At 51.6% G+C, this 25,905-nt stretch carries 25 protein-coding genes and 1 tRNA gene; 12 read left to right on the top strand and 14 right to left on the bottom strand.

Features of this window, described 5'->3' with window-relative positions; all coding sequences use genetic code 11:
• The 3 genes from NTH01S_RS02085 to NTH01S_RS02070 all read right to left on the bottom strand — a co-directional run.
• Positions 1 to 655 (bottom strand): EscU/YscU/HrcU family type III secretion system export apparatus switch protein (locus NTH01S_RS02085; RefSeq protein ID WP_245642065.1); only part of this gene is annotated, 655 nt, incomplete at its 3' end.
• A 67-nt stretch (positions 656 to 722) separates the two neighbouring features.
• Entirely contained in the window at positions 723 to 2,150 is a 1,428-nt protein-coding gene (trpE, locus tag NTH01S_RS02075; protein WP_174523593.1) for an anthranilate synthase component I, read from the bottom strand.
• Positions 2,147 to 4,075 (bottom strand): peptidylprolyl isomerase, encoded by a 1,929-nt coding sequence (locus NTH01S_RS02070; protein WP_068168623.1) that lies wholly within the window; start codon positions 4,073 to 4,075, stop codon positions 2,147 to 2,149. Before NTH01S_RS02070 ends, trpE begins: the two co-directional genes overlap by 4 nt.
• A 181-nt stretch (positions 4,076 to 4,256) precedes the next feature.
• Between NTH01S_RS02070 and tpiA the strand changes: the two genes are divergently transcribed.
• The 4 genes from tpiA (at position 4,257) to kdsA (ending at position 7,901) form a co-directional block, all read left to right on the top strand.
• Complete coding sequence (tpiA, locus tag NTH01S_RS02065; protein ID WP_068168599.1) at positions 4,257 to 5,057, top strand: triose-phosphate isomerase; 801 nt, start codon at positions 4,257 to 4,259, stop codon at positions 5,055 to 5,057.
• Positions 5,054 to 5,374, top strand: a complete 321-nt coding sequence (gene secG, locus NTH01S_RS02060; protein ID WP_068168597.1) for a preprotein translocase subunit SecG — start codon at positions 5,054 to 5,056, stop codon at positions 5,372 to 5,374. The genes tpiA and secG overlap by 4 nt, the downstream gene beginning before the upstream one ends.
• Before the next feature lie 80 nt (positions 5,375 to 5,454).
• Positions 5,455 to 7,086, top strand: coding sequence for a CTP synthase (locus tag NTH01S_RS02055; RefSeq protein ID WP_068168595.1), 1,632 nt, complete (start codon positions 5,455 to 5,457; stop codon positions 7,084 to 7,086).
• Positions 7,083 to 7,901 carry a 3-deoxy-8-phosphooctulonate synthase gene (gene kdsA / locus NTH01S_RS02050; protein WP_068168593.1) on the top strand — a complete coding sequence of 273 codons (819 nt, stop codon included), beginning with the start codon at positions 7,083 to 7,085 and terminating at the stop codon, positions 7,899 to 7,901. Before NTH01S_RS02055 ends, kdsA begins: the two co-directional genes overlap by 4 nt.
• Positions 7,902 to 7,930: 29 nt before the next feature.
• On the opposite strand, the gene NTH01S_RS02045 is transcribed toward kdsA, so the two are convergent.
• Positions 7,931 to 8,398 carry a DUF3429 domain-containing protein gene (locus tag NTH01S_RS02045; protein ID WP_068168591.1) on the bottom strand — a complete coding sequence of 156 codons (468 nt, stop codon included), beginning with the start codon at positions 8,396 to 8,398 and terminating at the stop codon, positions 7,931 to 7,933.
• 100 nt (positions 8,399 to 8,498) lie between these two features.
• Between NTH01S_RS02045 and eno the strand changes: the two genes are divergently transcribed.
• Positions 8,499 to 9,776: a phosphopyruvate hydratase gene (eno, locus tag NTH01S_RS02040; protein WP_068168586.1), complete on the top strand. Its 1,278-nt coding sequence runs from the start codon at positions 8,499 to 8,501 to the stop codon at positions 9,774 to 9,776.
• Positions 9,777 to 9,918: 142 nt separating this feature from the next.
• Entirely contained in the window at positions 9,919 to 10,248 is a 330-nt protein-coding gene (locus NTH01S_RS02035; protein ID WP_068168690.1) for an FtsB family cell division protein, read from the top strand.
• Positions 10,249 to 10,309: 61 nt separating this feature from the next.
• Here NTH01S_RS02035 and rpmG read toward each other — a convergent pair whose 3' ends face one another.
• Positions 10,310 to 10,477, bottom strand: coding sequence for a 50S ribosomal protein L33 (gene rpmG / locus NTH01S_RS11520; protein ID WP_084366875.1), 168 nt, complete (start codon positions 10,475 to 10,477; stop codon positions 10,310 to 10,312).
• A gap of 257 nt (positions 10,478 to 10,734) precedes the next feature.
• On the opposite strand from rpmG, the gene lexA reads away from it, so the two are divergent.
• Complete coding sequence (gene lexA / locus NTH01S_RS02025) at positions 10,735 to 11,442, top strand: transcriptional repressor LexA (RefSeq protein WP_068168581.1); 708 nt, start codon at positions 10,735 to 10,737, stop codon at positions 11,440 to 11,442.
• Between the two features lie 54 nt (positions 11,443 to 11,496).
• Here the strand turns inward: lexA and NTH01S_RS02020 are convergent, their stop codons facing one another.
• The 4 genes from NTH01S_RS02020 to NTH01S_RS02005 all read right to left on the bottom strand — a co-directional run bounded on the left by NTH01S_RS02020 (position 11,497) and on the right by NTH01S_RS02005 (position 16,045).
• Entirely contained in the window at positions 11,497 to 12,060 is a 564-nt protein-coding gene (locus NTH01S_RS02020) for a hypothetical protein (RefSeq protein WP_068168580.1), read from the bottom strand.
• Positions 12,061 to 12,159: 99 nt separating this feature from the next.
• Entirely contained in the window at positions 12,160 to 12,738 is a 579-nt protein-coding gene (pgsA, locus tag NTH01S_RS02015) for a CDP-diacylglycerol--glycerol-3-phosphate 3-phosphatidyltransferase (RefSeq protein ID WP_068168578.1), read from the bottom strand.
• Between the two features lie 69 nt (positions 12,739 to 12,807).
• A complete protein-coding gene (gene uvrC / locus NTH01S_RS02010; protein WP_068168687.1) occupies positions 12,808 to 14,742 on the bottom strand; it encodes an excinuclease ABC subunit UvrC in 1,935 nt (644 codons plus the stop codon).
• Between the two features lie 286 nt (positions 14,743 to 15,028).
• Entirely contained in the window at positions 15,029 to 16,045 is a 1,017-nt protein-coding gene (locus tag NTH01S_RS02005; protein WP_068168575.1) for a dipeptidase, read from the bottom strand.
• A gap of 88 nt (positions 16,046 to 16,133) precedes the next feature.
• Between NTH01S_RS02005 and NTH01S_RS02000 the strand changes: the two genes are divergently transcribed.
• A complete protein-coding gene (locus NTH01S_RS02000; RefSeq protein ID WP_068168571.1) occupies positions 16,134 to 16,934 on the top strand; it encodes an exodeoxyribonuclease III in 801 nt (266 codons plus the stop codon).
• Between the two features lie 9 nt (positions 16,935 to 16,943).
• Here NTH01S_RS02000 and NTH01S_RS01995 read toward each other — a convergent pair whose 3' ends face one another.
• Positions 16,944 to 17,669, bottom strand: coding sequence for a response regulator transcription factor (locus NTH01S_RS01995; RefSeq protein WP_068168569.1), 726 nt, complete (start codon positions 17,667 to 17,669; stop codon positions 16,944 to 16,946).
• Between the two features lie 156 nt (positions 17,670 to 17,825).
• Between NTH01S_RS01995 and NTH01S_RS01990 the strand changes: the two genes are divergently transcribed.
• Positions 17,826 to 18,344, top strand: a complete 519-nt coding sequence (locus NTH01S_RS01990) for a L,D-transpeptidase family protein (protein WP_068168566.1) — start codon at positions 17,826 to 17,828, stop codon at positions 18,342 to 18,344.
• Here the strand turns inward: NTH01S_RS01990 and NTH01S_RS01985 are convergent.
• Complete coding sequence (locus NTH01S_RS01985; RefSeq protein ID WP_068168563.1) at positions 18,326 to 20,152, bottom strand: cation:proton antiporter; 1,827 nt, start codon at positions 20,150 to 20,152, stop codon at positions 18,326 to 18,328. The two genes, NTH01S_RS01990 and NTH01S_RS01985, sit on opposite strands and share 19 nt — an antisense overlap.
• Before the next feature lie 102 nt (positions 20,153 to 20,254).
• Here NTH01S_RS01985 and NTH01S_RS01980 point away from each other — a divergent pair, with 102 nt between their 5' ends.
• Positions 20,255 to 20,752, top strand: coding sequence for a GNAT family N-acetyltransferase (locus NTH01S_RS01980; protein ID WP_068168559.1), 498 nt, complete (start codon positions 20,255 to 20,257; stop codon positions 20,750 to 20,752).
• Here the strand turns inward: NTH01S_RS01980 and NTH01S_RS01975 are convergent.
• The 3 genes from NTH01S_RS01975 to NTH01S_RS01965 form a co-directional block, all read right to left on the bottom strand.
• Positions 20,712 to 22,028, bottom strand: coding sequence for an RsmB/NOP family class I SAM-dependent RNA methyltransferase (locus tag NTH01S_RS01975; protein ID WP_068168557.1), 1,317 nt, complete (start codon positions 22,026 to 22,028; stop codon positions 20,712 to 20,714). The two genes, NTH01S_RS01980 and NTH01S_RS01975, sit on opposite strands and share 41 nt — an antisense overlap.
• A gap of 57 nt (positions 22,029 to 22,085) precedes the next feature.
• A complete protein-coding gene (guaB, locus tag NTH01S_RS01970) occupies positions 22,086 to 23,567 on the bottom strand; it encodes an IMP dehydrogenase (protein ID WP_068168554.1) in 1,482 nt (493 codons plus the stop codon).
• Positions 23,568 to 23,725: 158 nt separating this feature from the next.
• Positions 23,726 to 23,799: transfer RNA gene (locus tag NTH01S_RS01965), tRNA-Gln, on the bottom strand.
• 159 nt (positions 23,800 to 23,958) lie between these two features.
• Here NTH01S_RS01965 and NTH01S_RS01960 point away from each other — a divergent pair.
• A complete protein-coding gene (locus NTH01S_RS01960) occupies positions 23,959 to 25,092 on the top strand; it encodes a Ppx/GppA phosphatase family protein (protein ID WP_174523595.1) in 1,134 nt (377 codons plus the stop codon).
• Positions 25,089 to 25,889, top strand: coding sequence for an RlmE family RNA methyltransferase (locus NTH01S_RS01955; RefSeq protein ID WP_068168551.1), 801 nt, complete (start codon positions 25,089 to 25,091; stop codon positions 25,887 to 25,889). The genes NTH01S_RS01960 and NTH01S_RS01955 overlap by 4 nt, the downstream gene beginning before the upstream one ends.
• Positions 25,890 to 25,905 lie beyond the last annotated feature (16 nt).

Below are 25,905 nucleotides of genomic sequence, written 5' to 3'. Positions count from 1 at the left end.
CACGTATGCGGGCAGCGACCTCATCCATACCTTTGGCCACGATCTTGGGGGCACCAGATGCTCCTTGTTCATAATGTAGGGCGACGGCGTAATGTGTGGGGTTGGTGATGATAACCGTGGCGTTTTCCACGGCCTCTTTCATGCGCTCTTTGGCGGCTTTGGCACGGAGGGCTTTTAGGCGGCCTTTGACGTGTGGGTCGCCTTCAGTATTGCGATGTTCTTGTTTGAGTTCTTCACGGCTCATCTTGAGCTTTGACGTATGGCGGTAACGGTTCCAGAAGACATCAGCTCCTGCAAAGAGCAATTGTGCGCCGACCATAAGAAGGCAAGCGTGGAAAATGAATGTGCTGAGCGTGCGTAGGATACTGGGTCGCACGACCTCTGCACCAAAGACTTGTCCAATCGCTTGATGCCCTAGGCAGACACCGAGAATAGGCACGCGCCCTGCAGCAGCTTGAATAAGGTCACAGCATATGCCGGCATCATTAGGGGCGCATGGGCCGGGTGATAGGACGATAGCTTGTGGCTTGAGGGCTAGCGCGTCTTCTACGCTGAGGGCGTCATTGCGCCGCACATCACAGCGAACACCCAAGGCACCAAAATGATGCACGATATTGAAGGTGAAGCTGTCGTAATTATCGATCAAGAGGATCATGGCCTGAGGTGGCTTTCACATGCTGTCACGTCACATATAACTTTCATACATACATCATTCGTATATGTTAAATTTGATGTGTGGCATTTTTGATCGCAAGCTCTGCCGCTTTTAAGACAGCTCGGGCTTTGGCTTTTGTTTCAAGGAACTCTGCGTGAGGGTCACTATCGGCCACGACGCCACATCCCGCTTGAACATGCAGCTTGCCGTTATGGACGAGCCCCATGCGTAGGCCGATACAGGTATCCATTTGTCCATCTGCTCCGAAGTAGCCGATGCAGCCAGCATATGGGCCACGTCGGGTTGGTTCGAGTTCGTCAATAATTTCCATAGCGCGGATTTTCGGTGCGCCTGTGAGGGTGCCGGCCGGAAAGGCCGCAATGAGTGCATCCTTAGCGGTTTTGCCTTCTGCAATCGTGCCGGTGACGGTTGAGGAAATATGCATCACATGACTATAGCGTTCGACGATGAATTGATCCGGAACATGTACGGAACCTGACTGGGCAACTCGGCCGACATCATTGCGGCCAAGGTCAATGAGCATCAGATGTTCAGCGCGTTCTTTTTGATCCGCGAGCAACTCTTCTTCTAGGGCAATATCTTCTGCATGAGAGGCGCCGCGTGGGCGGGTGCCTGCAAGGGGGCGCACAGTGACTGTGTCATCGCGCAGGCGGACCAAAATTTCTGGTGAAGAGCCGACTAAGGCGTATTCATCCATCTCTAATAAGAAAAGGAATGGCGCTGGGTTGATACGGCGCAGGCTACGGTAAAGTTCAAGTGGAGGTAACGGGAATGGCGTTGAGAAGCGCTGGCTTGGTACAATCTGGAAAGCATCACCGGCAGCAATATATTCTTGCGCTGTGCGGACGCTATTTTCAAAAGCATCCTGCGTCATATTGCTGACAGGTGCGGAAAGCTGCGTACCTTTCGGTAGGTGTGGCGTTTTATAATTTAAGGGAGCGTTTAAGGCAGTTCGGGCTTCATGAAGTAGGTGCTGCGCGGCACTTTCTGTCATCTCTCCCCGAAGTGGTACAGCGAGTGTCAGTTCATCACGTACGGCATCAAAAACAGCAAAAAGACTTGGCCGGATCATAATGCCTTCGGATAGGCCAAGATCATCCTGAGGTGCATGCGGGAGATGTTCCATATGCCGGACCATGTCATAGCCCAATACGCCAAAAACGCCGCCAATCATGGGGGGAAGGTGCTCGGGAAGTTCAAGAGCGCTTTGCTCAACCAATGTGTTGAGCGTGTCTAGGGGATTGCCAGTTAATGGAGTGCCATCAAGGGTGACGTGCCCGTTTTGGCATTTCCATACCCAATCAGGGCGAAGAGCAATGACCGTGTAACGTCCGCGTGAGGCTCCCCCCTCCACGCTTTCAAACAGCATACGAAAAGGGCTGCCAGAGAGGTGAGCCAGCTTCAGATAAGCTGATACTGGCGTCAAAAGATCGGCTGCCTCAATGGAAAAGAGGACGTTCACGGCGTTGGTCATTGGGCGCTATTGCTCTGTGCAGACGTTACGACTTGATTGAAGAGAGGCATGTTCAGATGGGTCATTGGCCATTGCTTCTCAAGTGTTGTGCTGATGGCTTCAGGAATATCCATTTGCAGGGACTGTGTGTATTGTGCCTCGACACCATGTTGAATGGTCGTACGGTCTGCGGGGGACGCAGATTCGATGCCATCTAATGTGACCAGCCAAAAAGCATCATCACTTTGGTACATGGCGCTTTCATGCGCTTTTAACGTAAAGAGATTGCGCGTTACGATATTGGGTAGGCGATTATCTGGCTTAACCCGCGATACATCAACATTTTGCCATAGAGCGTTGGCTTCAGGCTGACCGGAAACAGCAATGGATAGGCCGCTTTTCTTCGCTTGCGTGTACAGTGTAGTCGCACGCAGATCGGCTAGATGTTTGGCTTGGTCTTCAGCCCACGCAGCAGTGACGGCACTGCGCACGTTTTCAAAAGGCTGCACGCTGCCGGGATGGATGGCATCAACGATGAGCGCATACGCTGAGTTCTCAGGTCCTGAGATAATATGGGGTGCTGCTAGAGCTTTTTGTGCAAATGCCTGTTGAATGATGGCGGTTCGTAACTGTGCACTACCGGGAATGGGTGCAGGCACACCTTCTGGGGTCATGCCTTGCGCGTCCAGCGTGCCAGCGATAGGCGTTGCACCAAGGTCACTTGGGATTTTTTCGAGATCACTGGAGCCAGAAATAGCATCTTGGAAGCGGTGCATGCGGGCTTGTAGTGCTTCGGGAGCTTGCTGATGTTGCACATCGTGGCGCAGTTGATCTTTCACTTGCGCAAAATCTGTGTGATGCGGCGCGATGATGTCTGTGACTTTGAAAACCACCCAACCAAAAGCTGTATGCACTGGCTCTTGTACACTTTGAGCTGGCGCTGCGAACGCGGCTTGTGCGAGCTCAGCATTTGGCAGGTCGCTCTGGCGTGCATTTTCTGGTGTTGCTGGGATGGCGGATGGGTTGGCTTTAATCAAATCATCCCAAGATGTCCCGTTTTTCCAATGATTGGCCGCGTCTTGTGCTTTTGCTCGATCCGTAAAGGACAAGACCTGTAGCGAGCGTGTTTCAGGGACATTGTAGGTTCGTGACTGCATGTCATACAGTTTATGCAAAATCTCATCCGAGACGTCGATCGTGCTAGCAACCGTATCGGGGGTCATGAGAACTGCTTTGATGTGGCGGAATTCGGGTGTTTTGAACAAGCTTGGATGATTGTCATAGAAACGGCGCAGTTGCTCCTCTGTTGGGGCATTTGCCGTCTTATGGTCTGCAAAAGGAATGCGTAGCACGCTCAGGCGCCGCGTATCGCTCTCAAAATTGACTAAGAGGTTTGTCAAAATGGAGGATGCATGTGCCGATGCTCCTACGCCTTGTAGGAGTGAGCGGCTGATGATGTCCTCACGCACCAATTCGATCAAGCGCTTTTCGGTTAATCCCATGCGAGCGATTCGTTGATTCATGAGAGAGCGATCAAACTGCCCTGCTGCATCATGAAAGGCAGGAATGTTGAAAATTTCATCCCGCACCATGCTGTCTGGCACTGACATGCCGGCATGTTCAGCCGCGAGTTGCGTTTCTTGTTGAATTACAAGGCCGCGTAGGACTTCCCGTGCAATCTGCTGGCGTGCCACTTTAGGAAGGTGCGCAATATCCTGATAACCCAGCCGTTGAGCGGCATTTGGGAGTTGCGTTTCTAATGCGCGTGCGAAGGTTTCTGCTGAAATCTCACGATCCCCAACCTTGGCAATGGCATTGGGAGAGGCTGAGTTGCTGCTGTTGAACACATCCCCCACACCCCAGCCGATGAAAGCTAGAAAAATGAGGAAAGCGGCCGCGCGACCGGCCCAGGAATCAACAAAGAGGTGGCGAAGTGTGGTAATCATGGGGTCAGAATGGATCCGGCTGTCGTAACGTCGGGATGGTATGTTGGCAAAGCTGCCATTAAAGAACCAGCAGGCACCATAATGTCGTGAACCCGGCTTGACCAGAACAAGCGTAGGTTCGACGTTAGTTCAAATGTTTTGATACGGGTTTTTAAGGTCAGAGTTCTGACGCGGAGAAGGCATGAACGAATCGCCGAAGCTCATTATCGGCAATTGGAAGATGAATGGTTTGCGGGGCAGCGCACATCAGTTGACATGTGATGTGGTGCGGCGCGCGCGTTCTCTCCCGAGTGATGTACAATTGGTTGTATGTCCTCCTTTTACGCAAATTGAGCGTACGAGCCGGATTTTGCGTACTCGTAATGTGGGAGACGCTATCTTGGTGGGCGGCCAAGACTGCCATATGTCTTATAATGGCGCGCATACGGGTGATATCTCCGCCGAGATGCTCGCGGATTTAGGGGCGCGCTATGTTATTTTAGGGCATTCGGAGCGCCGTCAGGCACATGGCGAAACAGATGCTTTGATCCGCCTGAAAGTACGAGCTGCAATGGATGCAGGGCTTCGGCCCGTGGTGTGTATTGGTGAAACCATGCATGAACGCCAAGAAGGCCGCGCTGCGTCCGTTCTGGCTAGTCAGATTGATGGCTCATTGACCAGCGATTTTGAAGGTGTGCTCGCATACGAGCCCATTTGGGCTATTGGTAGTGGCGTGACCCCATCACGTGATGAACTGGAACGCACACTTTATCTTTTGAGCGGTTTGCTGCGCTCTCGGCTGAAGAAGGATGACATTCGCGTACCAATCCTGTATGGCGGCTCTGTTACACCTGATCAGGCGCATGCCATTTTGTCCATTCGTTCAATTGGTGGCGTCTTGGTGGGGAATGCTAGTCTTGATGCGTCGCGCTTTACGCAGATTGCTGAGGCGGCATCCACGCAATTCTCTTCTCAACCTCTCTCTGGACCTTATAGCTCATGACCACTGCACTTCTCGTTATTAATCTGCTGGTTGCATTGGCCTTGATTGGTACAATCCTCATTCAGCGCAGTGAAGGTGGCGGTTTGGGAATTGGTAGCAGCCAAGGCATGGGTTCGTTCATGACGGGGCGTGGCACGGCAACTCTTCTGACGCGTGCGACCTCCATCTTGGCTGGCATTTTTATGGTACTGTGTTTGGTGCTGGCTTTGTTGAACCGTGGCGCCTCTTCCGGCGTTGGCGGGCATGATATTTTGGCACAGCCAGCACCCCAGTCCGCGCCACAAGCGCCTGCGACTGGTACTTCCGGAACACACTAACAAAAAAAGGGAGGGGATGCGTCCAAGATTGTGAATGGACGCTTCCCCTTCCCCCCATCTTCAGTGTATGAAGAACGCCCATGACGCGCTTTGTATTCATCACCGGCGGTGTGGTTTCCTCTCTTGGTAAGGGTATTGCTTCAGCAGCCCTTGCAGCCCTCCTTCAAGCACGCGGCTATAAAGTCCGCATGCGTAAGTTGGACCCCTATCTCAACGTCGATCCGGGCACCATGAGCCCGTATCAGCATGGCGAGGTTTTCATCACCGACGATGGTGCTGAAACAGATCTCGACCTTGGTCATTATGAGCGCTTCACCGGCGTTCATGCACGCCGTGCTGATAACGCGACAACGGGACGCATCTATTCAGATGTGATCGCGCGTGAGCGCCGTGGGGATTATTTGGGCGGGACCGTTCAAGTTATCCCTCATATTACGGATGCGATTAAGGATGTCGTGGTCGCAGGTACGGACGAATATGACTTCGTTCTTGTGGAAATCGGCGGTACCGTAGGCGATATTGAAAGCCTGCCCTTCCTTGAGGCTATCCGCCAACTGCGTAATGATCTTGGTCATGACCAGACCATGTGCGTGCATTTGACGCTGCTCCCCTATATCCCGTCAGCGGGTGAGTTGAAAACGAAGCCAACCCAGCATTCCGTGAAGGAATTGCAGAATGTTGGTATTCAGCCTCAAGTTCTTCTGTGCCGTTCAGATCGTCCAATCCCGGATAATGAGCGTCAGAAAATTGCGAATTTCTGTAACGTTCGCCCGCAAGCTGTTATCGCTGCCTTGGATGTGGACACGATTTACGCTTGCCCTATTTCATACCATCGTGAAGGTATGGATGGCGAGGTTCTGCGCTATTTCGGTCTGCCTCATGAAGGTTCGCCAGATCTTTCCCGTTGGGAAAAGATTGTTCACGCCATTCGTGAGCCTGAAGGCGAAGTGCGGGTCGCGGTTATTGGTAAGTACACAGCCCTTCTTGATAGCTATAAGTCCTTGGCTGAAGCGCTGTTGCACGGCGGTATCGCCAATAATGTACGCGTAAAGCTTGAGTGGATTGAATCTGAAGAGTTCGAAAAAACCGGTGACGTGTCTGAGCGTCTGCAGGGTGTCGATGCTATTCTGGTTCCTGGTGGCTTTGGCGAGCGTGGCGCAGAAGGCAAGATCCTTGCTGTTCGCTATGCACGTGAAAATGGCATTCCATTCTTGGGCATCTGCTTTGGTATGCAGATGGCTGTCATTGAGTGTGCTCGTTCCTTGGCTGGTCTGCCTAAAGCCTCTTCCACCGAGTTCGGCCCAACATCCGAGCCGCTTGTTGGTCTGATGACAGAGTGGGCTCGTGGCAATGAGTTGTTGCGTCGTCGTGAAGGCGGTGATTTGGGCGGTACTATGCGTCTTGGCGCATATGCTGCGAAGCTTGCTGAGGGTTCACGTGTTGCGCAGGTGTATGGCCGTACGGAAGTGCGTGAGCGTCACCGTCACCGATGGGAAGTGAACCTGAATTACCGTGATCGTTTGGAAGCTACAGGTCTGCGGTTCTCTGGGATGTCGCCGGATGGCGTGTTGCCAGAGGTTGTGGAATACCCAGACCATCCGTTCTTTATCGGTGTGCAGTATCATCCGGAACTCATGTCCAAGCCATTTGATCCGCACCCATTGTTTGCGGGTTTCATTAAGGCTGCTCAAAAGCGGCAAACGGCACAGTGAGTATTACGGTTAAGGGACTGACAATCGGTCCCAAAGCACCGTTCGCATTGATTGCGGGGCCATGTCAGATTGAGTCCCGTGAGCATGCGTTGGATATGGCGGAGGCTCTGCATAGTCTATGTGCAGAGCTCGGTATCGGGCTGATCTATAAAAGCAGCTATGATAAGGCCAATCGTAGTTCGGTGAGTGCTGCGCGCGGCATTGGTATGGATGTCGGCCTCGATATTCTGGCTGAGGTGCGCTCACGTTTTGATATTCCGGTCCTGACGGACGTGCATACTGCGGAGCAATGTGCAGTCGCAGCCGAAGCTGTGGATGTGCTGCAAATTCCTGCGTTTTTGTGCCGGCAGACGGATCTCCTCTTAGCGGCAGGTAAGACCGGTAAAGCGATCAATGTTAAAAAAGGTCAGTTCCTAGCACCTTGGGATATGGCCAATGTTGCGCAGAAAATTGCGTCCACAGGCAATGAGCGGATCATGTTATGTGATCGTGGAACGAGCTTTGGTTACAATACGCTTGTAAGCGATTTCCGTGGCCTGCCAATTATGGCGCAGACAGGTTACCCCGTTGTGTTTGACGCAACGCATTCTGTACAACAACCGGGTGGTCTTGGGGCTTCAACCGGTGGACAGCGTGAGTTTGTTGAACCATTGGCGCGTGCTGCTTTGGCAATTGGTGTCTCGGCTGTTTTTATCGAGACGCACCAAGACCCAGATCATGCTCCTAGCGATGGACCAACGATGGTTCCATTGTCTGGGATGCGCGCTTTGTTAACGCGTCTTAAAGCAATTGACGCGTTGAACAAATCTTTTTGAAGTAACATATTGTTGGGAATCTGTACTGTTCAGGTTCCCAATAGTGCTATTATCAAACTGATAACGGCTCCGATGGTCAGTGCTAGGCGAAGTCTTATGTAGCCTTGTGGTACAGCGCCACGTCTCCAGCCTAATTTCTCCAGACTATAGGCTGCTACGAATCCTATTATCTCAATCGTCAGGCCGGATCTCAGGTTAATGACCATGCCGATATAGAGAGACAGCCATGCTAAAACAGCAGGGCATATGCCGAATACTAGCCTCCATCGGTCGAGGTCAGAGGTAGTCTTTCCGGAAATAATATCGGGCCGTTCCATGGCAAGGCCCCAATGCACAGCGCCTAAAAATGAGAGAACACACGCCCCGTAGGCGAGGAGTGCCATCATGAGGTGTGGCTGTGGGGCGAAGAGATGGCCTATGAAAATGCAGCCACTCAGAAAGATAAAGGGGACTAAACCTGCAAGGCTCAGTGGGAATAATAAAAAAGGTAAACGCATCTACGAGATTGACCTCCGGTCCTGATTTTGAGACGACTACTTTCCGTTCCGTCTGGGTTCGAGCCGATCCCGGCTCACACTTTTTACGAGGAGAGCCCCCATGAGCGCTATTGTCGATATCATTGCCCGCGAGATTCTGGATAGTCGCGGCAATCCAACCGTTGAGGTTGAAGTAGAACTTTCCTCGGGAGCCCGTGGTCGAGCTGCTGTTCCATCAGGCGCTTCAACAGGTGCGCATGAAGCTGTTGAACTGCGTGATGGCGATAAATCCCGTTTTAACGGTAAGGGCGTACAGAAAGCCTGTGGTTTCGTAGAAAGCGAAATTCTCGAAGTTCTGCAAGGTGCTGAATCTGAAGATCAAATCGCAATTGATAATGCGATGATTGAACTTGATGGTACGCCTAACAAGTCTCGCCTAGGTGCAAACGCTATCCTCGGCGTTTCTTTGGCGGTCGCAAAGGCAACAGCTGAAGAGCTGGAACTGCCATTGTATCGTTATGTTGGCGGTGTATTTGCACATACCCTCCCCGTTCCGATGATGAACATCGTGAATGGTGGTGAGCATGCCGATAACCCTATTGATATTCAAGAGTTCATGATCCAACCGGTCGGTGCTTCAACGATTGCTGAAGCTGTCCGCATGGGGTCAGAGATTTTCACGGCTCTGAAAAAGGGTCTTTCTGCGGCAGGTCACAACACCAACGTTGGTGATGAAGGTGGTTTTGCGCCAAACTTGCAATCCGCAGAAGAAGCTTTGGGCTTTATTTCTAAGTCTGTTGAAGCTGCTGGTTACCGTCCGGGTGAAGATGTCACCTTCGCACTGGATTGTGCCTCTACGGAATTTTACCGTGACGGTCAGTACAATCTGAAGGGTGAAGGCAAGACCTTCGATTCAGATGGTATGATCTCTTACCTTGATGATCTGACGCGTAAGTTCCCGATCGTTTCCATCGAAGACGGTTTGGCTGAAGATGACTGGGAAGGTTGGGCAGAGCTGACGAAGCGCCTGGGCGATCGTATTCAGTTGGTTGGTGATGATTTGTTTGTCACGAACCCTGAGCGCCTGCGTCGTGGCATTGCTGCGAAAACCGGTAACGCTCTTTTGGTGAAGGTCAATCAGATCGGTACGTTGACGGAAACGCTTGAAGCTGTGGAGACGGCTCATAAGGCAGGTTACCGTTGTGTGATGAGCCATCGCTCAGGTGAAACGGAAGATGCTGTGATTGCGGATCTTGCTGTGGCAACCAACTGTGCGCAGATCAAGACGGGCTCTTTGTCACGCTCCGATCGTACGGCAAAGTACAATCAGCTTATCCGTATTGAGCAACAGCTTGGCAGTGCAGCTCGTTATGCTGGTCGTGGTATTTTGAAAGCATAAAACGAAAGCGCGCTTTTGTGCGCACCGAATAAGGCTTTTGTGACGCCCATAGTGTAATGCTGTGGGCGTTTCTATTTGTGGTGCACGCTGTCTTTGTTATAGTCTGAACGTTGAGGGTGTGGCAACGCGCGAGGGGGATCGGGTGCAGGCAGTAAGGGTATTGCGTAGAGGCTTAAAGGCTATTGCAGCCCCTACCCTCTTTATTGGGTTGACCGCTTATTTCGGTTGGAATGCACTGCATGGCGATCATGGCATCCGTGCTTATCAAGAGCAGATGCAGCTTAAACAAGAAGCATTACTCGCAGAGAAAAATGCTCAGGTAGAACAATTAATGTGGAAGCGTCGTGTTTCCGCTCTAAAAGAGCACGCTTTGGATGCTGATATGTTGGATGAGCGTTCACGTGCGATGCTGAATTTAACGCGAAACGGTGATATTGTTATTCCCTATGGGGTAAATAACAAATTATTTTAATGATATGGGTATAAAAAAGCGGCTCCATGGGGCCGCTTTTTTAGTGGAAGCCGTAATCAGATTACTTGATTTTGGCTTCACGGAACGTCACGTGCTTACGGACTACTGGGTCGTACTTGCGCACTTCCATCTTGCCGGTTGCAGAACGAGCGTTCTTCTTGGTGACGTAGAAGTATCCCGTTTCTGCGGAAGAGACGAGACGAATTTGAATGACGTTAGTCTTTGCCATGTTACCCTCGGACAAAAGCCGCTTTTAGTGTCGCCCGCCGAAAGTGGAACGACGATTCAGCAGAATTCCGCGCAACATGCGGATTTTGGGCGGTCAGGTCAAGAGTTTCCTGTGATTTATTCCCAAAAAATAGGTTTCGGCTTTTATAAGCCGTTCCTGAGCTGCGCCACTCTTTCAAGGCTTGCGGTGACATATTTGAGAACTTATGATGAACGTTGAATTTCTTTTCCCGCTATGTCCTTCGGAACACTTCCAAGATGCTTACGCCCAAACAGTACCAGCTTCTTTTATATATTGATAAGCACCTTAAGCAGACGGGATATTCGCCTTCTTTTGATGAAATGAAGGATGCTCTCTCTCTCCGTTCCAAGTCCGGTATCCATCGTTTGATATCAGCCTTGGAGGATCGAGGTTTTCTGAAGCGGCATCATCACCGTGCGCGTGCGCTTGAGGTTTTGAAGGTGCCGACAGTTGAAGTGGCGCCGTTAAAGGTTCCTGAGCGTTCAGGGCGAGAAGCGGTGGAAACCAATGTTTTGCAGGGCGTCTTTTCCGAACCGCAGCGTGCTCATGAATTACCTGCCATGGTTGCTTTGCCGGTATTGGGGCGGATTGCTGCGGGCCTTCCAATGGAAGCGATTGAGCATTCTGACCATAGTGTGGACGTGCCTTTATCCATGCTGTCTTCAGGAAAGCACTACGTCTTAATTGTTTCGGGTGATTCTATGATTGATGCTGGTATCCATGATGGAGATACAGCCATTATTCAAGAGTGCCAGTCAGTCGAGAACGGGCAAATCGCCGTTGCTCTTGTTGATAATCAAGAGGTCACGTTGAAGACATTTCGTCGGTATGGGCGGTCTGTTGCTCTTGAACCAGCAAACTCTACGTATGAGGTACAGATTTTTTCAGAAGAGCGTGTTCGCATACAGGGGCGCCTTAAGACGATAATGCGCCATTACAATTAAGCGGGCTTTATATTCCATAGGGAGTTTTCTCCCTATGGTTATGTGTCATCCGGTTTAATCTTTAACGGTACGTGTTGACCCGTCACTATCGATGATCGTGCTGGTGCCATTGCCGTTTGGAATGATGATGCTGCGTTTCGTATCCCGTTGTAGGTAGGTTTTGGCTGAATCTGGAACGCTCGAGGGTAGTGCTTGCACATGGCTCTGATCAATGGTGACACCATTATGGATGGATGTATCTTCGCCAATTGATAGTGAGCTTCCTGACTTAACCTGCGCGCCCAAGGGCTGACGTGGCAGGGAGGTGTCTATGCCCAGGCTATCGCTGCCTAAATACGTCGCGGGGTCTTTCAACGTACGATTAAAGCTGCTGTTGGGGTTGGCGGCATCCTGTAGGGTTGGAAGTGGGTGTGGTGCGGCAGGCCAGATATTGCCTGTGGTTGGTAGGATCGCAGGAGGGATAACATTATCACCGCGAATTTTGAGCAGGTTTTCACTATTACCCAATGGTTGGTTAGGGGTATACCCTGGCCAAAAAAGAGTATCGTGAAAATATTTTCCCAAACCTGAGCAGCCACTCAGGACAAGAGGGACTGCTAATAAAGCAGCTCTACGCATGTTCTACTCCCAAGCGGTACATCAACTTTGTTAGCGCGTTGTTCGATGAATTTCTATATCTCACGCGTGCTTAATGTAAAGAATACGCGACGTGCCCGATTATATGGTTTTTTTTTGTAAATGTGTAAATGCTGCCTTACCATACCCGTAGCCGCTTAACACGGTCGGTATGATAGAAAGCCATAGTAAAACTCCCCCGACCATGCTGGCGTTCATACTGTGCAAGCCCAGAAGGACTGCGGTGTCGTTGCCGGCGAGTAAAAAGCCTATAGATACCATTTGTATGCCGGTTTTCCATTTGGCGAGGCGGGTTGAGGGGAGTTTTCCGCCTTGGCTCGCAACGTATTCGCGCAGGCCGCTCACCGTGATTTCACGGAGAAGAATAATGATAGCGGCAAACAGGGAATAACAAGGCAGAGCATTAACGCCAGCCAGTGCAAGCAATAAGGCACCGACTAGAAGTTTATCGGCAATAGGATCCATCATGCGGCCGAGCTCTGAATGCTGCTGCCATCGTCGCGCTAGTGCGCCATCAAGATAATCAGTGATACATGCGAGTGTATACACGATCAGGGCCGCACAATGACCAAGCGTTGTGTTGAGCATGAGCAACGCAACGAGGGCGGGAATGGAGGCAATACGCAGAAGCGTGAGGACGTTTGGCAGATCAGTCAGCATCAGAAGGCAAGTGTAGAGAAAAGTTCTCTCAGATGATACGCGATAACTGCGACAAGCGTATGAAATTTTCTACTCTTTTTCCATAGAGGTGGTGAATGTTTCCGGGTGGAAGTGGGCATAGATCGTTTCTGCCGTAATGCGGCTTATACCGGATACGGAAAGCAGGGCCTCAAGACTCGCCTGCTGTACGTCGCGTGGTGACCCGAAGTGATGTAAAAGTATTTTTTTTCGTGCTGGCCCAATGCCCGGAATCGTATCCAAGGATGAGGATGTCAATTTTTTAGAGCGGCCACTGCGATGTGTTGTAATGGCAAAGCGGTGCGCTTCGTCGCGCAGGCGCTGAAGATAATAGAGGACTGGGTCACGTTCTGGTAGCTGGAAGGGCGGTTTATGGGATGTAAAAAACCATTCGCGTCCGGCGTTACGATCGACGCCCTTGGCGATGCCTACAATTGGAATATCTGTTACGCCAAGTTCAGAAAGAATCTTCTTTACCGCGTTAAACTGCCCCTGCCCTCCGTCTATGAGGAGAAGGTCGGGTTTGTCCGAAGGGGTAGTGTCGTCTGTTTCGAGACGAGATCGCCTGAAGCGCCGCTCCATGACTTCACGCATCATACCAAAGTCATCACCTGCTGCGATGTCGCTTCGAATAGAATACTTACGATAGGCCCGTTTTTCGAAGCCATCAGGTCCACCAACCACCATCACGCCATACGGGGCCTGCCCCATGATGTGTGAGTTATCATAAGTTTCAATGCGGCTTGGAGTGGCCGGAAGGTCAAAGGCTTTTGCGACGCCCTCTAAGAGTTGGCGTTGTCCTGTGCTTTCAGCGAGTTTACGCTCAAGGGCTTCACGAGCATTTAAGAGAGCATGGTCTAGAATATCTTTTTTCTGTCCGCGCTGAGGAAGGCTCATCTGGATTTTGTAGGTGCTTTTGGAAGAAAGCGCGGCTTCGAGCAATTTTTGCTCTTCTAATGGCTCATTAATAAGAAGTGAGGGGGGAGGCGGCTTATTGTCGTAAAATTGCAGTAAGAAGGCACTCAAAACAGCAGAAGCTGCTTCGTCTGCAGCGTGTGACGGGTAGAAAGCGCGGTTACCGTTATTGCGGCCGCCACGGATGAAAAAGACTTGAATGCAGCTTTGTCCGGCGGTTTGCCAAATTGCGATGACATCTGTGTCTGGCAAGTCTGTCGGGTTAATGACGCCTGAGTGGTGGGTGCCGGTAAAGCTGCGAATACGATCTCTAATCGAAGCGGCGCGTTCAAATTCTAAATTGGTCGAGGCTTCTTCCATTTCTTGAACAAGCTTCTCATGCAGCTCTGTATTTTTTCCTGCTAAAAAAAGCTTCGCTTGCGTTAAAAGATCCTTGTAATCTGCTTTAGAGATGCGGTCGACGCAGGGCGCGGAGCAGCGTTTGATTTGATGTAAAAGGCATGGGCGGGTGCGACTGGACAAGACGGCGTCTGAACATGAACGTAGAAGAAAGTTACGTTGAAGGACATTGAGCGTTTGGTTGACGGCCCATGCAGACGCAAATGGCCCCCAGTAGCTTGCGCCTTTAATGGGTTTTCCGCGTTGCTTCATAATTTGCGGGAAGGCGTGACCCTCCGTAAGAACGAGCCATGGGAGGCTCTTATCGTCGCGCAGTAAGATATTGAAGCGCGGTTTCATGCGCTTGATATAATTTGCCTCCAGCAAGAGTGCATCGGCTTCGCTGGAGGTGATGACAATTTCCATATTACGCGTCAGGGATACCATGCGGCGTAAACGTTCTGGTAGCTGTTGTATGCGCAGGTAAGAAGAGACGCGGTTTTTAAGGTTCAATGCCTTTCCGACGTAGAGCACCTCCCCTTTTTCGCCCAGCATTCGATAGACGCCAGAGTTATGCGGAATTGTTTTTAAGGCAGCACGAATGGTCTCTATTCCAACGAGTGTGAGCGACGCGGCGTTGGTTTTTTCGGGAGTGTTTTGGGGTATGGGAGTGGTGGCTGCTGTATCGGTCATGATGAGGTTATAGTCATCCACTGATCCTGTGGACAAGTCTGTGGGTGGAGGTATGACAGAATCATGAAGCCCTTGATCTTCCAGACTTGCTTTCGGATTGCCTGTTTTTTGGGCAATTAACGTAAGTTATTGAAAATAAACATGTTTTACTTTCGTTCTTATTCAGGGTGCCGTAAAAGACATGCAATCGCATTAAATTTACATCTGTGCGGAATGTCCGTGGACAAAGGGTCATGTTTATGGCAGTAGACGCCGATCTCTATCGACGCCCTTACACTCTCTCCCCTTATTTTATTGGGTATTTCGCATGCACTTCAGCGCTATGCAGTAGTCGCAGCATGTTTCCCCCCCAAATGGCATTGAGCTCGTCATTTACGAATCCTGCCTTTACAAGTGCTTGCGTAACGTTGTGAGTCTGGGAGGCGTCTGCCCATCCTTGAATTCCCCCGCCGCCGTCGAAATCAGACGATATGCCGACGTGCTGACTGCCAATCTTATCAGCAACGTAGCGAACATGGTTGATAAGGTCATCTAATGTACCGCCCCCACCTTTGCGTAAGAAGCTGCCCATTGCTGTGATCTGGATAACGCCACCTGTATCACGCAAGCGAAGGAGTTGGTCATCATCTAGGTTGCGTGGGTGATCACAGAGTGTACGTACGCATGAATGGCTGGCAACGATTGGCGTTGTAGAAATCTCCGTCGCCTGCATCATGGTTGAGCGTGCAGCATGTGAGACGTCAATGACAATACCATGCTCATTCATGGCCGTGATGACTGCGCGGCCGATAGCGGAGAGACCACCATGGCGTGTGGGTGCATCGCCTAAGTCGGAGCGTGCAATGGCTGCATCTGCTAGGGCATTATGTCCGTTATGCGTAAGGGTGATATACCGAACACCAAAATTTTTTGCGAAAAAGCCGATGTTTTCAGGGTTTTCTCCTACGGCATAAGCATTTTCAATGACAGGAACCACAGCAAAATCCCCGTCTTTTCGGGCTTTAATAATGCTGTCTGCCGTATGGCATAACCGTAACGGAGTGGATGGTGTTGTGTGCTGAGGGAGTGATGTGATCACGGACAACATGTCCTGAGCGCGCTGGAAAGCTTCTGCATGCCCTTCAGCCGTCAGTGGTCCTTGTGGTATGTAAGCGGCCAGACAAACGCTATGAAGGCCTCCTTTGCGCGCTTTGTGGTAATCCACTTTACGCAGGGTTTCTGAGGCCATCATATCGTCCTGATCTGGCCAAGGAATGTCGATATGCGTATCGAAGGTGAGAAACGGGCTGATTGCTGCTGTCATAATTCCTTAGTGTGGGGATTGTTGCCATTTCTGCAAGAGGGTGATCAGTCCTCGTGGTACAGATTATCTTGAAAAGGGCACTGCACTCATGCGTCTGATGACATGGAACATTAATTCATTACGTTTGCGCCTCCCCTTGTTGGAGAAACTGACGTGTGATGAGCAGCCAGATGTGATCTGCCTGCAAGAAACAAAAGTGCCTGACCCGCTATTTCCAGTAGAGCAGCTTCAGGAAATGGGTTGGAAGTATTATGTTTATTGGGGCATGAAAGGGTATAACGGTGTTGCGATTTTATCGCGTTACCCTTTGGAGGCTGTACAGAATGCACCAGATTGGTGCGGCCGAGGTGATAGCCGGTATGTTGCCGCTTGGGTTCAATTACCAACTGGCCGGGTATTAGTTCATAACTTCTACGTTCCCGCAGGTGGAGACGTCCCTGACCCCAATGAAAATGATAAATTCGCGCATAAGTTGGCTTTCTTAGAAGAGGCACGCGCGTTTTTCGCGAAGGACACTTTTAAAAGCAGTATCTTGGTCGGTGATTTGAATATCGCGCCGCGTGAGCATGACGTGTGGAGTCATAAGCAGCTTTTAAAAATTGTTAGCCATACACCGATTGAGGTGAAAGCGCTCAATGCATGGCAAGATACTGGTTTTGTGGACGCGATGCGTCATCTTATTCCGGAACCCGAGAAGCTTTATACGTGGTGGTCGTATCGTAACCGAGATTGGAAGAAGTCTAATCGGGGACGTCGTTTAGATCATATTTGGGTCAGCCCGGATTTGTTGGCGGGTGTTAAGGCGTGTCGTGTTCTCAAAGACGTTCGTGATTGGGAAGGTCCATCTGACCATGTTCCAGTCATGATGGACCTTGAAGTTATCGCTTAACGCGTTGCTTTATGCTGCCCCATTGCTTGTGAGGCGAGCATTGGGGTCTAGGCGGTAACCGCCATTCTCGGTCAAAAGAATGGACGCTTTTGCCGGGTTCATTTCAATTTTTTGGCGCAGACGGTAGATATGCGTTTCCAGTGTATGCGTCGTGACGGCCGCATTATAACCCCAGACTTCATTGAGTAGAAGTTGGCGCGAGACGGCACGTTGGCCTGCGCGGTAAAGGTATTTGAGGATTGCAGCTTCTTTTTCTGTCAGGCGGATACGCCGGTTGCGTGCCGTCTCGATGAGCAATTTCGCTGAAGGACGGAATGCGTAAGGGCCAATTTCAAAAATAGCATCTTCGCTATTTTCAAAAATTCGCAGTTGCGCCCGAAGTCGTGCTAAGAGTTCAGCAACACGGAAGGGCTTAGCGACGTAGTCATTGGCGCCCGCGTCCAAGCCACGGATGACGTCACTCTCGGCATCAGAGCCGGTCAGCATAATAATGGGCATTGTGACGCCTTTTCGGCGTAACTCAGCGCAAAAATCACGACCATCACCATCGGGTAGAGTGATATCAAGGAGCATCGCATCAAAGCGCGCGCCGGGAGCGTTGAGGAGTTCACGCGCGGATTTGAGATCTGCGGCTTCCACGGGTTCAAGCTCGCCGCCGTGTTTGAGTTGTTCTGTTAATAAGCGGCGGAGTGTATCATCATCGTCAATAACGAGAATGGGGCGGGAAGATGTCATGATAGCCTGTCTTCGTCCTATTTTGATCGGGTATCCTGTCCCGTCCGAAAGTTGCGTCATTACCGACAAAGGCCGTGGCGCTACTTGTGCAAAAGAGTCAAGACACATCCTCGTGCATCGACTATGGCAACTTTGCTTCGGAAAGGGAATATCCAGATGATTAAAGCAAATTTGATCTTTCGAGATGGTGAACCTTTTGTACAGGCAGGTGGCCTGTACTATCGCGCCCGGATAGGTGGCGGGGGAATACGGCAAAATAAGGTCGAAGGGGACCAAGCAACGCCTGTTGGGACACTTTTATTACGAAAAATATTTTACCGTGCCGATCGGGTGCAGCGTCCGCAATCGGGTGCAGGTTTATTAATAGAGCCACTCTCTCCCCGAGATGGCTGGTGTGATGATACCAGCCATCCGGCCTATAATCAGCAGGTTTTTTTACCCCATAAAGCCTCGTGTGAGACGCTTTGGCGTACTGACCACGCGTATGATATTTGTGTGGTGTTAGGGTGGAACGACCAGCCCCCAGTCCCGGGCAAAGGCTCTGCAATTTTTTTGCATCTTCCGCCAACCAAAGGTTATACGGAAGGGTGCATAGCTTTAGAGGAAGCCGGTTTGAGGCAGCTTCTGGCCCAAGGACTGGTTTCTATAACGGTGCCTCAGCCTTCAATGGGTTGAGGTTCTGGCGGGGTCATGAAAACGAGCAGATCCCCTTCGACGGGTGTTGCGGGGGTTTGATCTTCAGCAGATAGAATGAAGATGCCAGCTTTGCGGCGAATAAACATAAGGTCGAGCCGGTTTTCTCGTTTGCCAAATGTTTCGCCATCCCCTTCTGTGGCGGGTTGGGTGGAAAACCGCCAGCCTTGCCCGAAGAGTGATTCAAAGAGCATGAAGTTCCACGCGGGTTCCCCTAGGACTTTGCCACGGGCGTCTCGTGATAGACCATGGTACAAGTCTAGGCGGGCAACGCCAGGGCTGATTTGGAAGACGCGTTCACGCCCTAACGCAGGAGCAAGATGACCACAAATCATGCCATTATAAATACCGTCTGCCGTGGTGCTGATGAGATAATCTGCTGGACGCTCTTCGAGGGCTTCTTGTCCGTGGCGGGATAAGAGTTCAGCCCGTAAAACCGATATTTTTTGACGTGCTGCCGGCATAAGAGCGTTAGCGCGACTATCGACCATCAAAATGGGTACAGCAGCCGCTTTTAAGGTCGTTGCGAGGTTGATGGACCATGCGCTGGCCCCCACGATGGCAAGAGCAGGTTCGCTGGAAAAAGACAGTTTCATGCTACGCGCTAAGGGGCGTAAGGAGAAACCGTGTAAAAGCATGGTGACAGCAATGACGCCAAAGACGGCGGGCATAATCAAGTCTGCCGAGTGATATCCTGAGTCGTGCAGGCGAATCCCGGATGCGCCTGCAACTGCGGCCGCAACAATACCTCGGGGAGCGATCCAGCCGACAAAAACACGCTCACGCCATGTCATATCGGATCCTAGAGTGGCTAAGAAGATACCAAGTGGCCGTACCGCAAAAAGAACAACGAAGGTAAGCGCCATAATGGGTATGGAAAGATGAGCGAGTGCACCACGCTGTAAGTCTGCGGTGAGCAGGATAAAGAGGACCGAGACAACGAGTACGACTAGAGACTCTTTATTGCGTCTCAGCTCTGCTATACCGGGAATATGAAGGTTGGTCAGGGCCATACCAAACACGGTGACGGCAATGAGACCAGCCCCCTCCATCTCCGTATTACAGGCTGAGAAGATGACGAGTGCAAGGCTAAGCAGTGCAGGCATCTTCAAAATTTCAGGCATAAGATCGCGTACAAAGAGCGTACGGATCATATAAGCTGGCGCAATACCTGCAGCGATAGAAAGAGCTGTAGCAGATAAGAGGTCCGGCAAGGTGTGTGTGAAGAAAACGCTTGTATGCACATCAACATGCAGCATGAGGAGTTGCAAAACGACGGCAGCAAGAATGGCCCCAAGGGGGTCATTAACGATCGCTTCCCATCGGAGGAAAGCAGCAAGTCTTGGTTTGAGTTTGGCGCTGCGCAGCAATGGAAGAATGACCGTAGGGCCGGTTACAACGATGATTGCTCCAAAAAGCAGTGATGTGCCCCACTCAAGATGCGCCACAAAGTGGGCTGCGAGGGATCCAAGTACCCAATTAATGGGGAGTGCGACCAGAGTGAGGCGCATGACCCCTTCCCCAGCATCTCTTAACTGCCGAATATCGAGGGCCATACCTCCTTCAAACACCACAATAGCCACCAGCAATGAAACCAGAGGGCGGAAGACCCACCCCATGCTCTCTGATGGGTGCAGGAGGTCGAGACCTGGGCCGACGATCAGGCCAATTGTAAAGAGCAGGACAATGGCTGGTAGACGGAGCTTCCAAGCGACCCATTGTGCTAAAATTCCGGCGCCAAAGGTTAAGGCAATGCCTATGAAAATATCATACGGTAAATTGGGAGGCATAATGGCAGTTGGGTCCGTTGGTTAAACGCGGTCGCTGTGAATGAATATATCGGAAGAGAAGCGCGTTGCCTAATGGTGCACTCGTCTCTTAAGGTGCAGGTTATGATTATTCGCCCTGCCCGTTCTTTTGATCGTGATGAAATTTGGCAATGTCTGGCTCCGGTTATACGGAGCGGTGATACTTATGCATTGCCTAAACATTGGTCACAGCGCCAAGTGTTGTCATATTGGATGCAAGAAGAACATCGGGTTTATGTAGCGGAAACAGCCGACCATCATATTGTTGGCACGTTTTACATACGTGCTAATCAAAAAGGTGCTGGGGCACATACGGCGAATGCAGGTTTTGTCGCGCGGCCCGGTTATGGGGCTGGTCGGTTAATGGCGGAGCATGCTCTGAAAGAAGCTGCATCCCTTGGGTATCGGGCGATGCAGTTCAATTTTGTGGTGAGCACCAATGAGCGGGCCATAGAGCTATGGCGCCATCTTGGTTTTGAGGTCGTCGGACGCGTGCCGGAAGCGTTCGACCACCCCACATATGGGATGGTCGATGCTCTGATTATGTGGCGTCGTCTTTCTTCTCCACCACACGTTCCATAACGCATGCGAAGAAGCCGTCCGTACCGTCTTGCTGAGGCGTAAGGGCGAAAGAACCGCGTTGACGCAGCTTCTCAGGCAGAGTCTCTGGCATTTCCTCTCCTGTGAGGAGGCGGTAATCCGTACGGCGCTTCAAGAAGGCTGCGATCTGTACGGCATTTTCCTGTGCTAAGAGAGAGCATGTTGCATAAATCATGCGCCCACCCGGCTTCACCAAAGATGCAGCACGGTCCAGAATTTCAGCCTGTTTTACCAGAAGTTCTTCGATGTCCGTTTGTGTCAGGCGCAGGCGTGCATCGGGGTTGCGGCGCCATGTGCCCGTGCCTGAGCACGGAGCATCGACCAGTACACGATCAAAGCTGCCAGCACGGCGTTTTGCCCATTTGTCACCGCTCACCAGCAAGTGCCGCTCAACGTTATGGACGCCAGCACGGCGTAAACGTTTGACGGCACCTTCTAGGCGCTTTTCATGGACATCACAGGCAACAATATGTCCGCGATTATCCATCGTCATGGCAAGAGCTAGAGTTTTTCCGCCTGCCCCCGCGCAATAGTCAAGCACACGATGCTCAGATTTTGCATCAGCTGCCAGGACGACCAACTGAGAGCCTTCATCTTGAATTTCGACCAAGCCATCACGGAAGGCTTGTGCTGCCGTAACGGGTTGGCGGCCATCAAGGCGCATGCCCCAAGGGGATAAAGCCGTGGGTTCGGCTTTTAATGATTCATTGCGAAGGGCTTTAATGGCAGCCTCACGCGTGCCTTTGAGCAAGTTTACGCGCAGGTCAAGCGTTGGAGCTTCCAGCAAGGCAAGCATTTCTGCTTCGAGGCGGTCACCGAACGTTTCGAGTAAGATTGGTTCAATCCAATCAGGATACTCTAAACGTACAGCGCGGGGCTGTTTCGGGCTTGAAAGTGAGCGCCCTTCTAGCTTTTTTAGGGCAATATCTTCGCGTGATGTGAGAGGCGATGGTGCGTAACGATCTGTGCCAAACAACGCACGGACATTGTCCATGTTCTCTCCGCCCAGAAGCAAACTGGCGGCACTGAGCAGGCGTGGCGAAATCGCGCCGGTGAGATCAGAAAAATGCCAGTGTAGACGACGCCAGCTTCTCAACACATCCCATACAATGGCTGAAATAGCGCGTCGGTCACCGCCGCCGATGTAACGGCGTTCACGGAAAAAAGCATTTGCCGTCGCATCTGCAGGACGGCGGGGGGCGTTCTGGATCGCACAAAGCAGATCAATCGCGCCAGAAAGGCGGGCTGCAGGGGTCATGTCGACCCCCTAACCCGTTTCTGGCGGAATAGCGAGAGGCAGAAGCCTCTCTAACGATTAATCCCGGCGATAATTTGGGGATTCACGTGTGATCGTGACATCATGGACATGGCTTTCACGCAAACCGGCATTGGTGATGCGGCGGAAGCGAGCTCGTGTCTGAAGGTCAGGAACGGTCGCTGAGCCGGTATAGCCCATGCCTGCTTTAAGGCCACCAACGAGTTGATGTACGACAGGAGCCATCCCTCCCTTGTACGCAACCTGGCCTTCGATGCCTTCTGGGACGAGCTTCAATGTGTCACGGACTTCACCTTGGAAGTAACGATCCGCAGAACCTTGTGCCATTGCACCGAGAGAGCCCATGCCACGATAAGCTTTGTAAGCACGGCCTTGATACAAGAAGGTTTCGCCAGGGCTTTCGTCGGTGCCGGCCAGCAAAGAACCGACCATGACAACATCTGCGCCAGCGCCAATCGCCTTCACGATATCGCCAGACGTCCGCAGGCCACCGTCAGCAATGGCGGAGATGCCGTGTTCATGGCAGGCTGCGGCTGTTTCCATAACGGCGGAGAATTGAGGTACGCCCACGCCTGCAACAACGCGTGTTGTGCAGATAGAGCCTGGCCCAATGCCGATTTTTACACAGTCTACGCCAGCGGCAATAAGCGCGCGTGCTGCTTCAGGTGTTGCGACGTTACCAGCGATAATTTGAATAGCTGGATCACGGGCCTTTAGTTTTTCTACTGTTTCCAGAACGCCGCGTGAGTGACCGTGTGCGGTATCCACAACCAGCACGTCAACGCCAGCAGCAATGAGCGCTTCTGCGCGTTGCAGACCATCTTGGCCAACGCCGATTGCAGCAGCACAACGGAGGCGGCCTTGGTCATCTTTAATGGCTAAAGGATGCGTAATCGCTTTGTCCATGTCCTTGACGGTGATCAAACCAACGCAGCGCTCAGAATCATCAACAACGAGCAATTTTTCAATGCGGTGACGATGAAGAAGTGCACGTGCTTCCGCTGGGGCTGCACCATTCTTAACGGTCACAAGGTTTTCATGCGTCATAAGGTCACGGACACGGGTATTGGGGTCCGTATTGAAGCGCATGTCGCGGCTGGTGAGAATGCCAAGCAGGCGCCCACTGCCCTCTTCTACAACAGGAAGGCCTGAAACGCCGTGGCGTGCTTTCAGTGCTTCAACATCAGAAAAGGTTTGATCTGGCCCAACCGTGATGGGGTTCACGACCATGCCCGATTCAAAACGCTTCACGCGGCGAACCTGCTCGGCCTGCTCTTCGACGGAGAGGTTTTTGTGAATAACGCCCATGCCGCCCTGCTGGGCCATAGCAATCGCCATTGCGTCTTCGGTGACGGTATCCATGGCAGAGGACATGAGGGGGATGTTGAGTTCGATTGTACGCGTCAGGCGTGTGCGCGTATTAGCTTGCGCTGGCAGAACGGATGATTCGGCTGGTTCAACCAGAACGTCATCATAAGCCAGTGCTTCACGGATACGATCGTGAAGAGAAGAAGTAGTCATGCCCGCATACCCCGTTTTTTCGGGCGCAAGTGCGCCGAAGTATTCAGTGCCGGGCGTGCCAAAAGCCGCCTCGGCTGTTGGCGGGTCTTAATAGCTATTTTTAGTAAACACAGGAAGTGTTTTTTAGCGTTTTTGGGTATAAAATTTTGTGGTAATTTTGGCTGGGAGACCTGGATTCGAACCAGGGCTGACCGGGTCAGAGCCGGTAGTTCTACCGCTAAACTATCTCCCAAGCGGTGAGGTGATTTCTAGCGATAGTGACTTAAATGTGCAAGAGAGTTTTTTCATTTTTCAGAAGAAAAAATAATCCCCTTGCGGGAAAAGCATATTCGGCGTCATGTAGAATAATAAACAGCCATAGTGGTTTTTATCGGGGGCGAACGTAATGTCGATGCCAGAACGGGAAGCAGGAATGATAGGGTGCGCGCAGCAGCGCAGCATGCCCGGTCGTTATGCTGGACCGTTCTTCGCTGCCATTGATCTCGGGACGAATAATTGTCGCTTGATGATTGCGGCCCGTACCGCCTCTGGCTTTCGGATCGTTGATAGTTTTAATCGCTGCGTAGGGCTGGGTGAAGGTTTAAAGGTCAGTGGGCGCTTGGCGGAAGATGCCATGAACCGTACCATAGAAGCCTTACGGATTTGCGCGGAGCGTCTCCATCAATGGCCACTGACTGAGCTTCGTGCGGTTGCAACGGAGGCCTGCCGTCGTGCGGGAAATGGCCGTGATTTTCTTGCGCGGGTGTTGCGTGAAACAGGCTTGAAAATTGATATTATCAGCCCCCGTGAGGAAGCTGAGCTTGCTGTAGAAAGCTGTTCGGCCCTTTTTAATCAATGTTCTAACGCACAAAATGCTGAACGCGGCGTGCTGTTTGACATTGGTGGTGGCTCAACAGAGATTGCGTGGGTACGTCTTGATCACCGCCGCAATGAGCATACATTAATTGGCACCACAAGTTTGCCTCTCGGGGTAATTTCCCTTGAGGAAACATTTGGAAGTGGTCATGGAACGTCTTATGATGACATGGTCAACCATGTCTTTGATCAATTAGCCCCCTTTGAGTCGATTCATAGAATATACCGTGAAGTTCTTCAGGGGCGCACAAGGTTGATTGGTACGTCTGGGACTGTGACGACCCTTGCGGGGGTAGCGCTTGCCCTGCCCCGTTATAATCGCGCCATGATTGATGGGGCGACCTTGCCGGGCGAAAATATGTGTGAAGCGATCCGCACTTTGCGGCATATTGGGCCGCAAGGGTTGATCGAACATCCGTGTGTGGGGCCTGATCGGTCGCGCTATGTGTTGCCCGGTTGCGCAATTTTTGAAGCAATTTATCAAATGTGGCCAATTCAGCAGGTTACCATTGCGGATCGGGGCCTTCGTGATGGTATGTTGGCCCGAATGGCGCGTGATCATGCGCTTTATTCTGCATCGGTTCGTCGCCGCACGGGGGCGTCGAACTTCGCTAAGCCCTACACGGCAACCCATGGTGCCGATTTTTTGAATAATTATGTGACGTTATGAAACCACCTCGTTCCCCCTCCGGTCCTCGTACAAAAAAAGACGCTCCTAAGCGCGTTCCTGGTAAAGCGCTAAAAAGTGCAGCGGCGCCTGGTGTGGCATCTTCTACAGAAGATGGTGCCACGGTTAAAACAGCGCGTAATAAGAGTATTTCCCTGCGGACAGCGCGTGGGCGCACTACGGCCCAGCAACGTTGGTTGAACCGCCAGCTTAATGACCCATATGTCGCGGCGGCGCGTAAGCAAGGGTGGCGGTCTCGTGCAGCCTTTAAGCTGATCGAACTGGATGACCGTTTCTCATTGATTAAACCGGGCGTAAAAGTGATTGATCTTGGCGCTGCTCCCGGGGGGTGGACACAGGTTGCGGTTAAGCGTGGTGCGGAGAACATTGCGGGGGTTGATCTTTTGCCTGTGGACCCAGTAGCAGGGGCAACGATCATTGAGGGTGATTTCACAGACCCAGAGATGCCTGATCGGCTAAAAGATATTCTGGGTGGTCCGGCTGATATTGTGATGTCTGACATGGCACCCAATACGACGGGACATGCGGCGACGGACCACGTGCGTATTATGGGCCTTGCAGAAGGTGCATTGGACTTTGCGTTGCAGGTTCTCGCTGAGGGTGGAAGCTTTATTGCTAAGGTCTTCCAAGGCGGATCTGAAAAGCAAATGCTGGATTCGATGAAGAATGCCTTTGCGACAGTGCGGCACGTTAAGCCCCCCGCCTCTCGCAAAGAGTCCAGTGAGCTTTATGTTGTTGCTACTGGCTTCCGCCCCGAACGTCTTAAAGACGACGTTTAAGCGGTCTTTTTTCTCT

It is taken from the genome of Neokomagataea thailandica NBRC 106555 (assembly GCF_001598495.1).
GTDB lineage: Bacteria > Pseudomonadota > Alphaproteobacteria > Acetobacterales > Acetobacteraceae > Gluconobacter > Gluconobacter thailandicus_A.
Note: the sequence above shows the minus strand (reverse complement) of the source record. Positions and strands in the feature narration are given on the sequence as shown.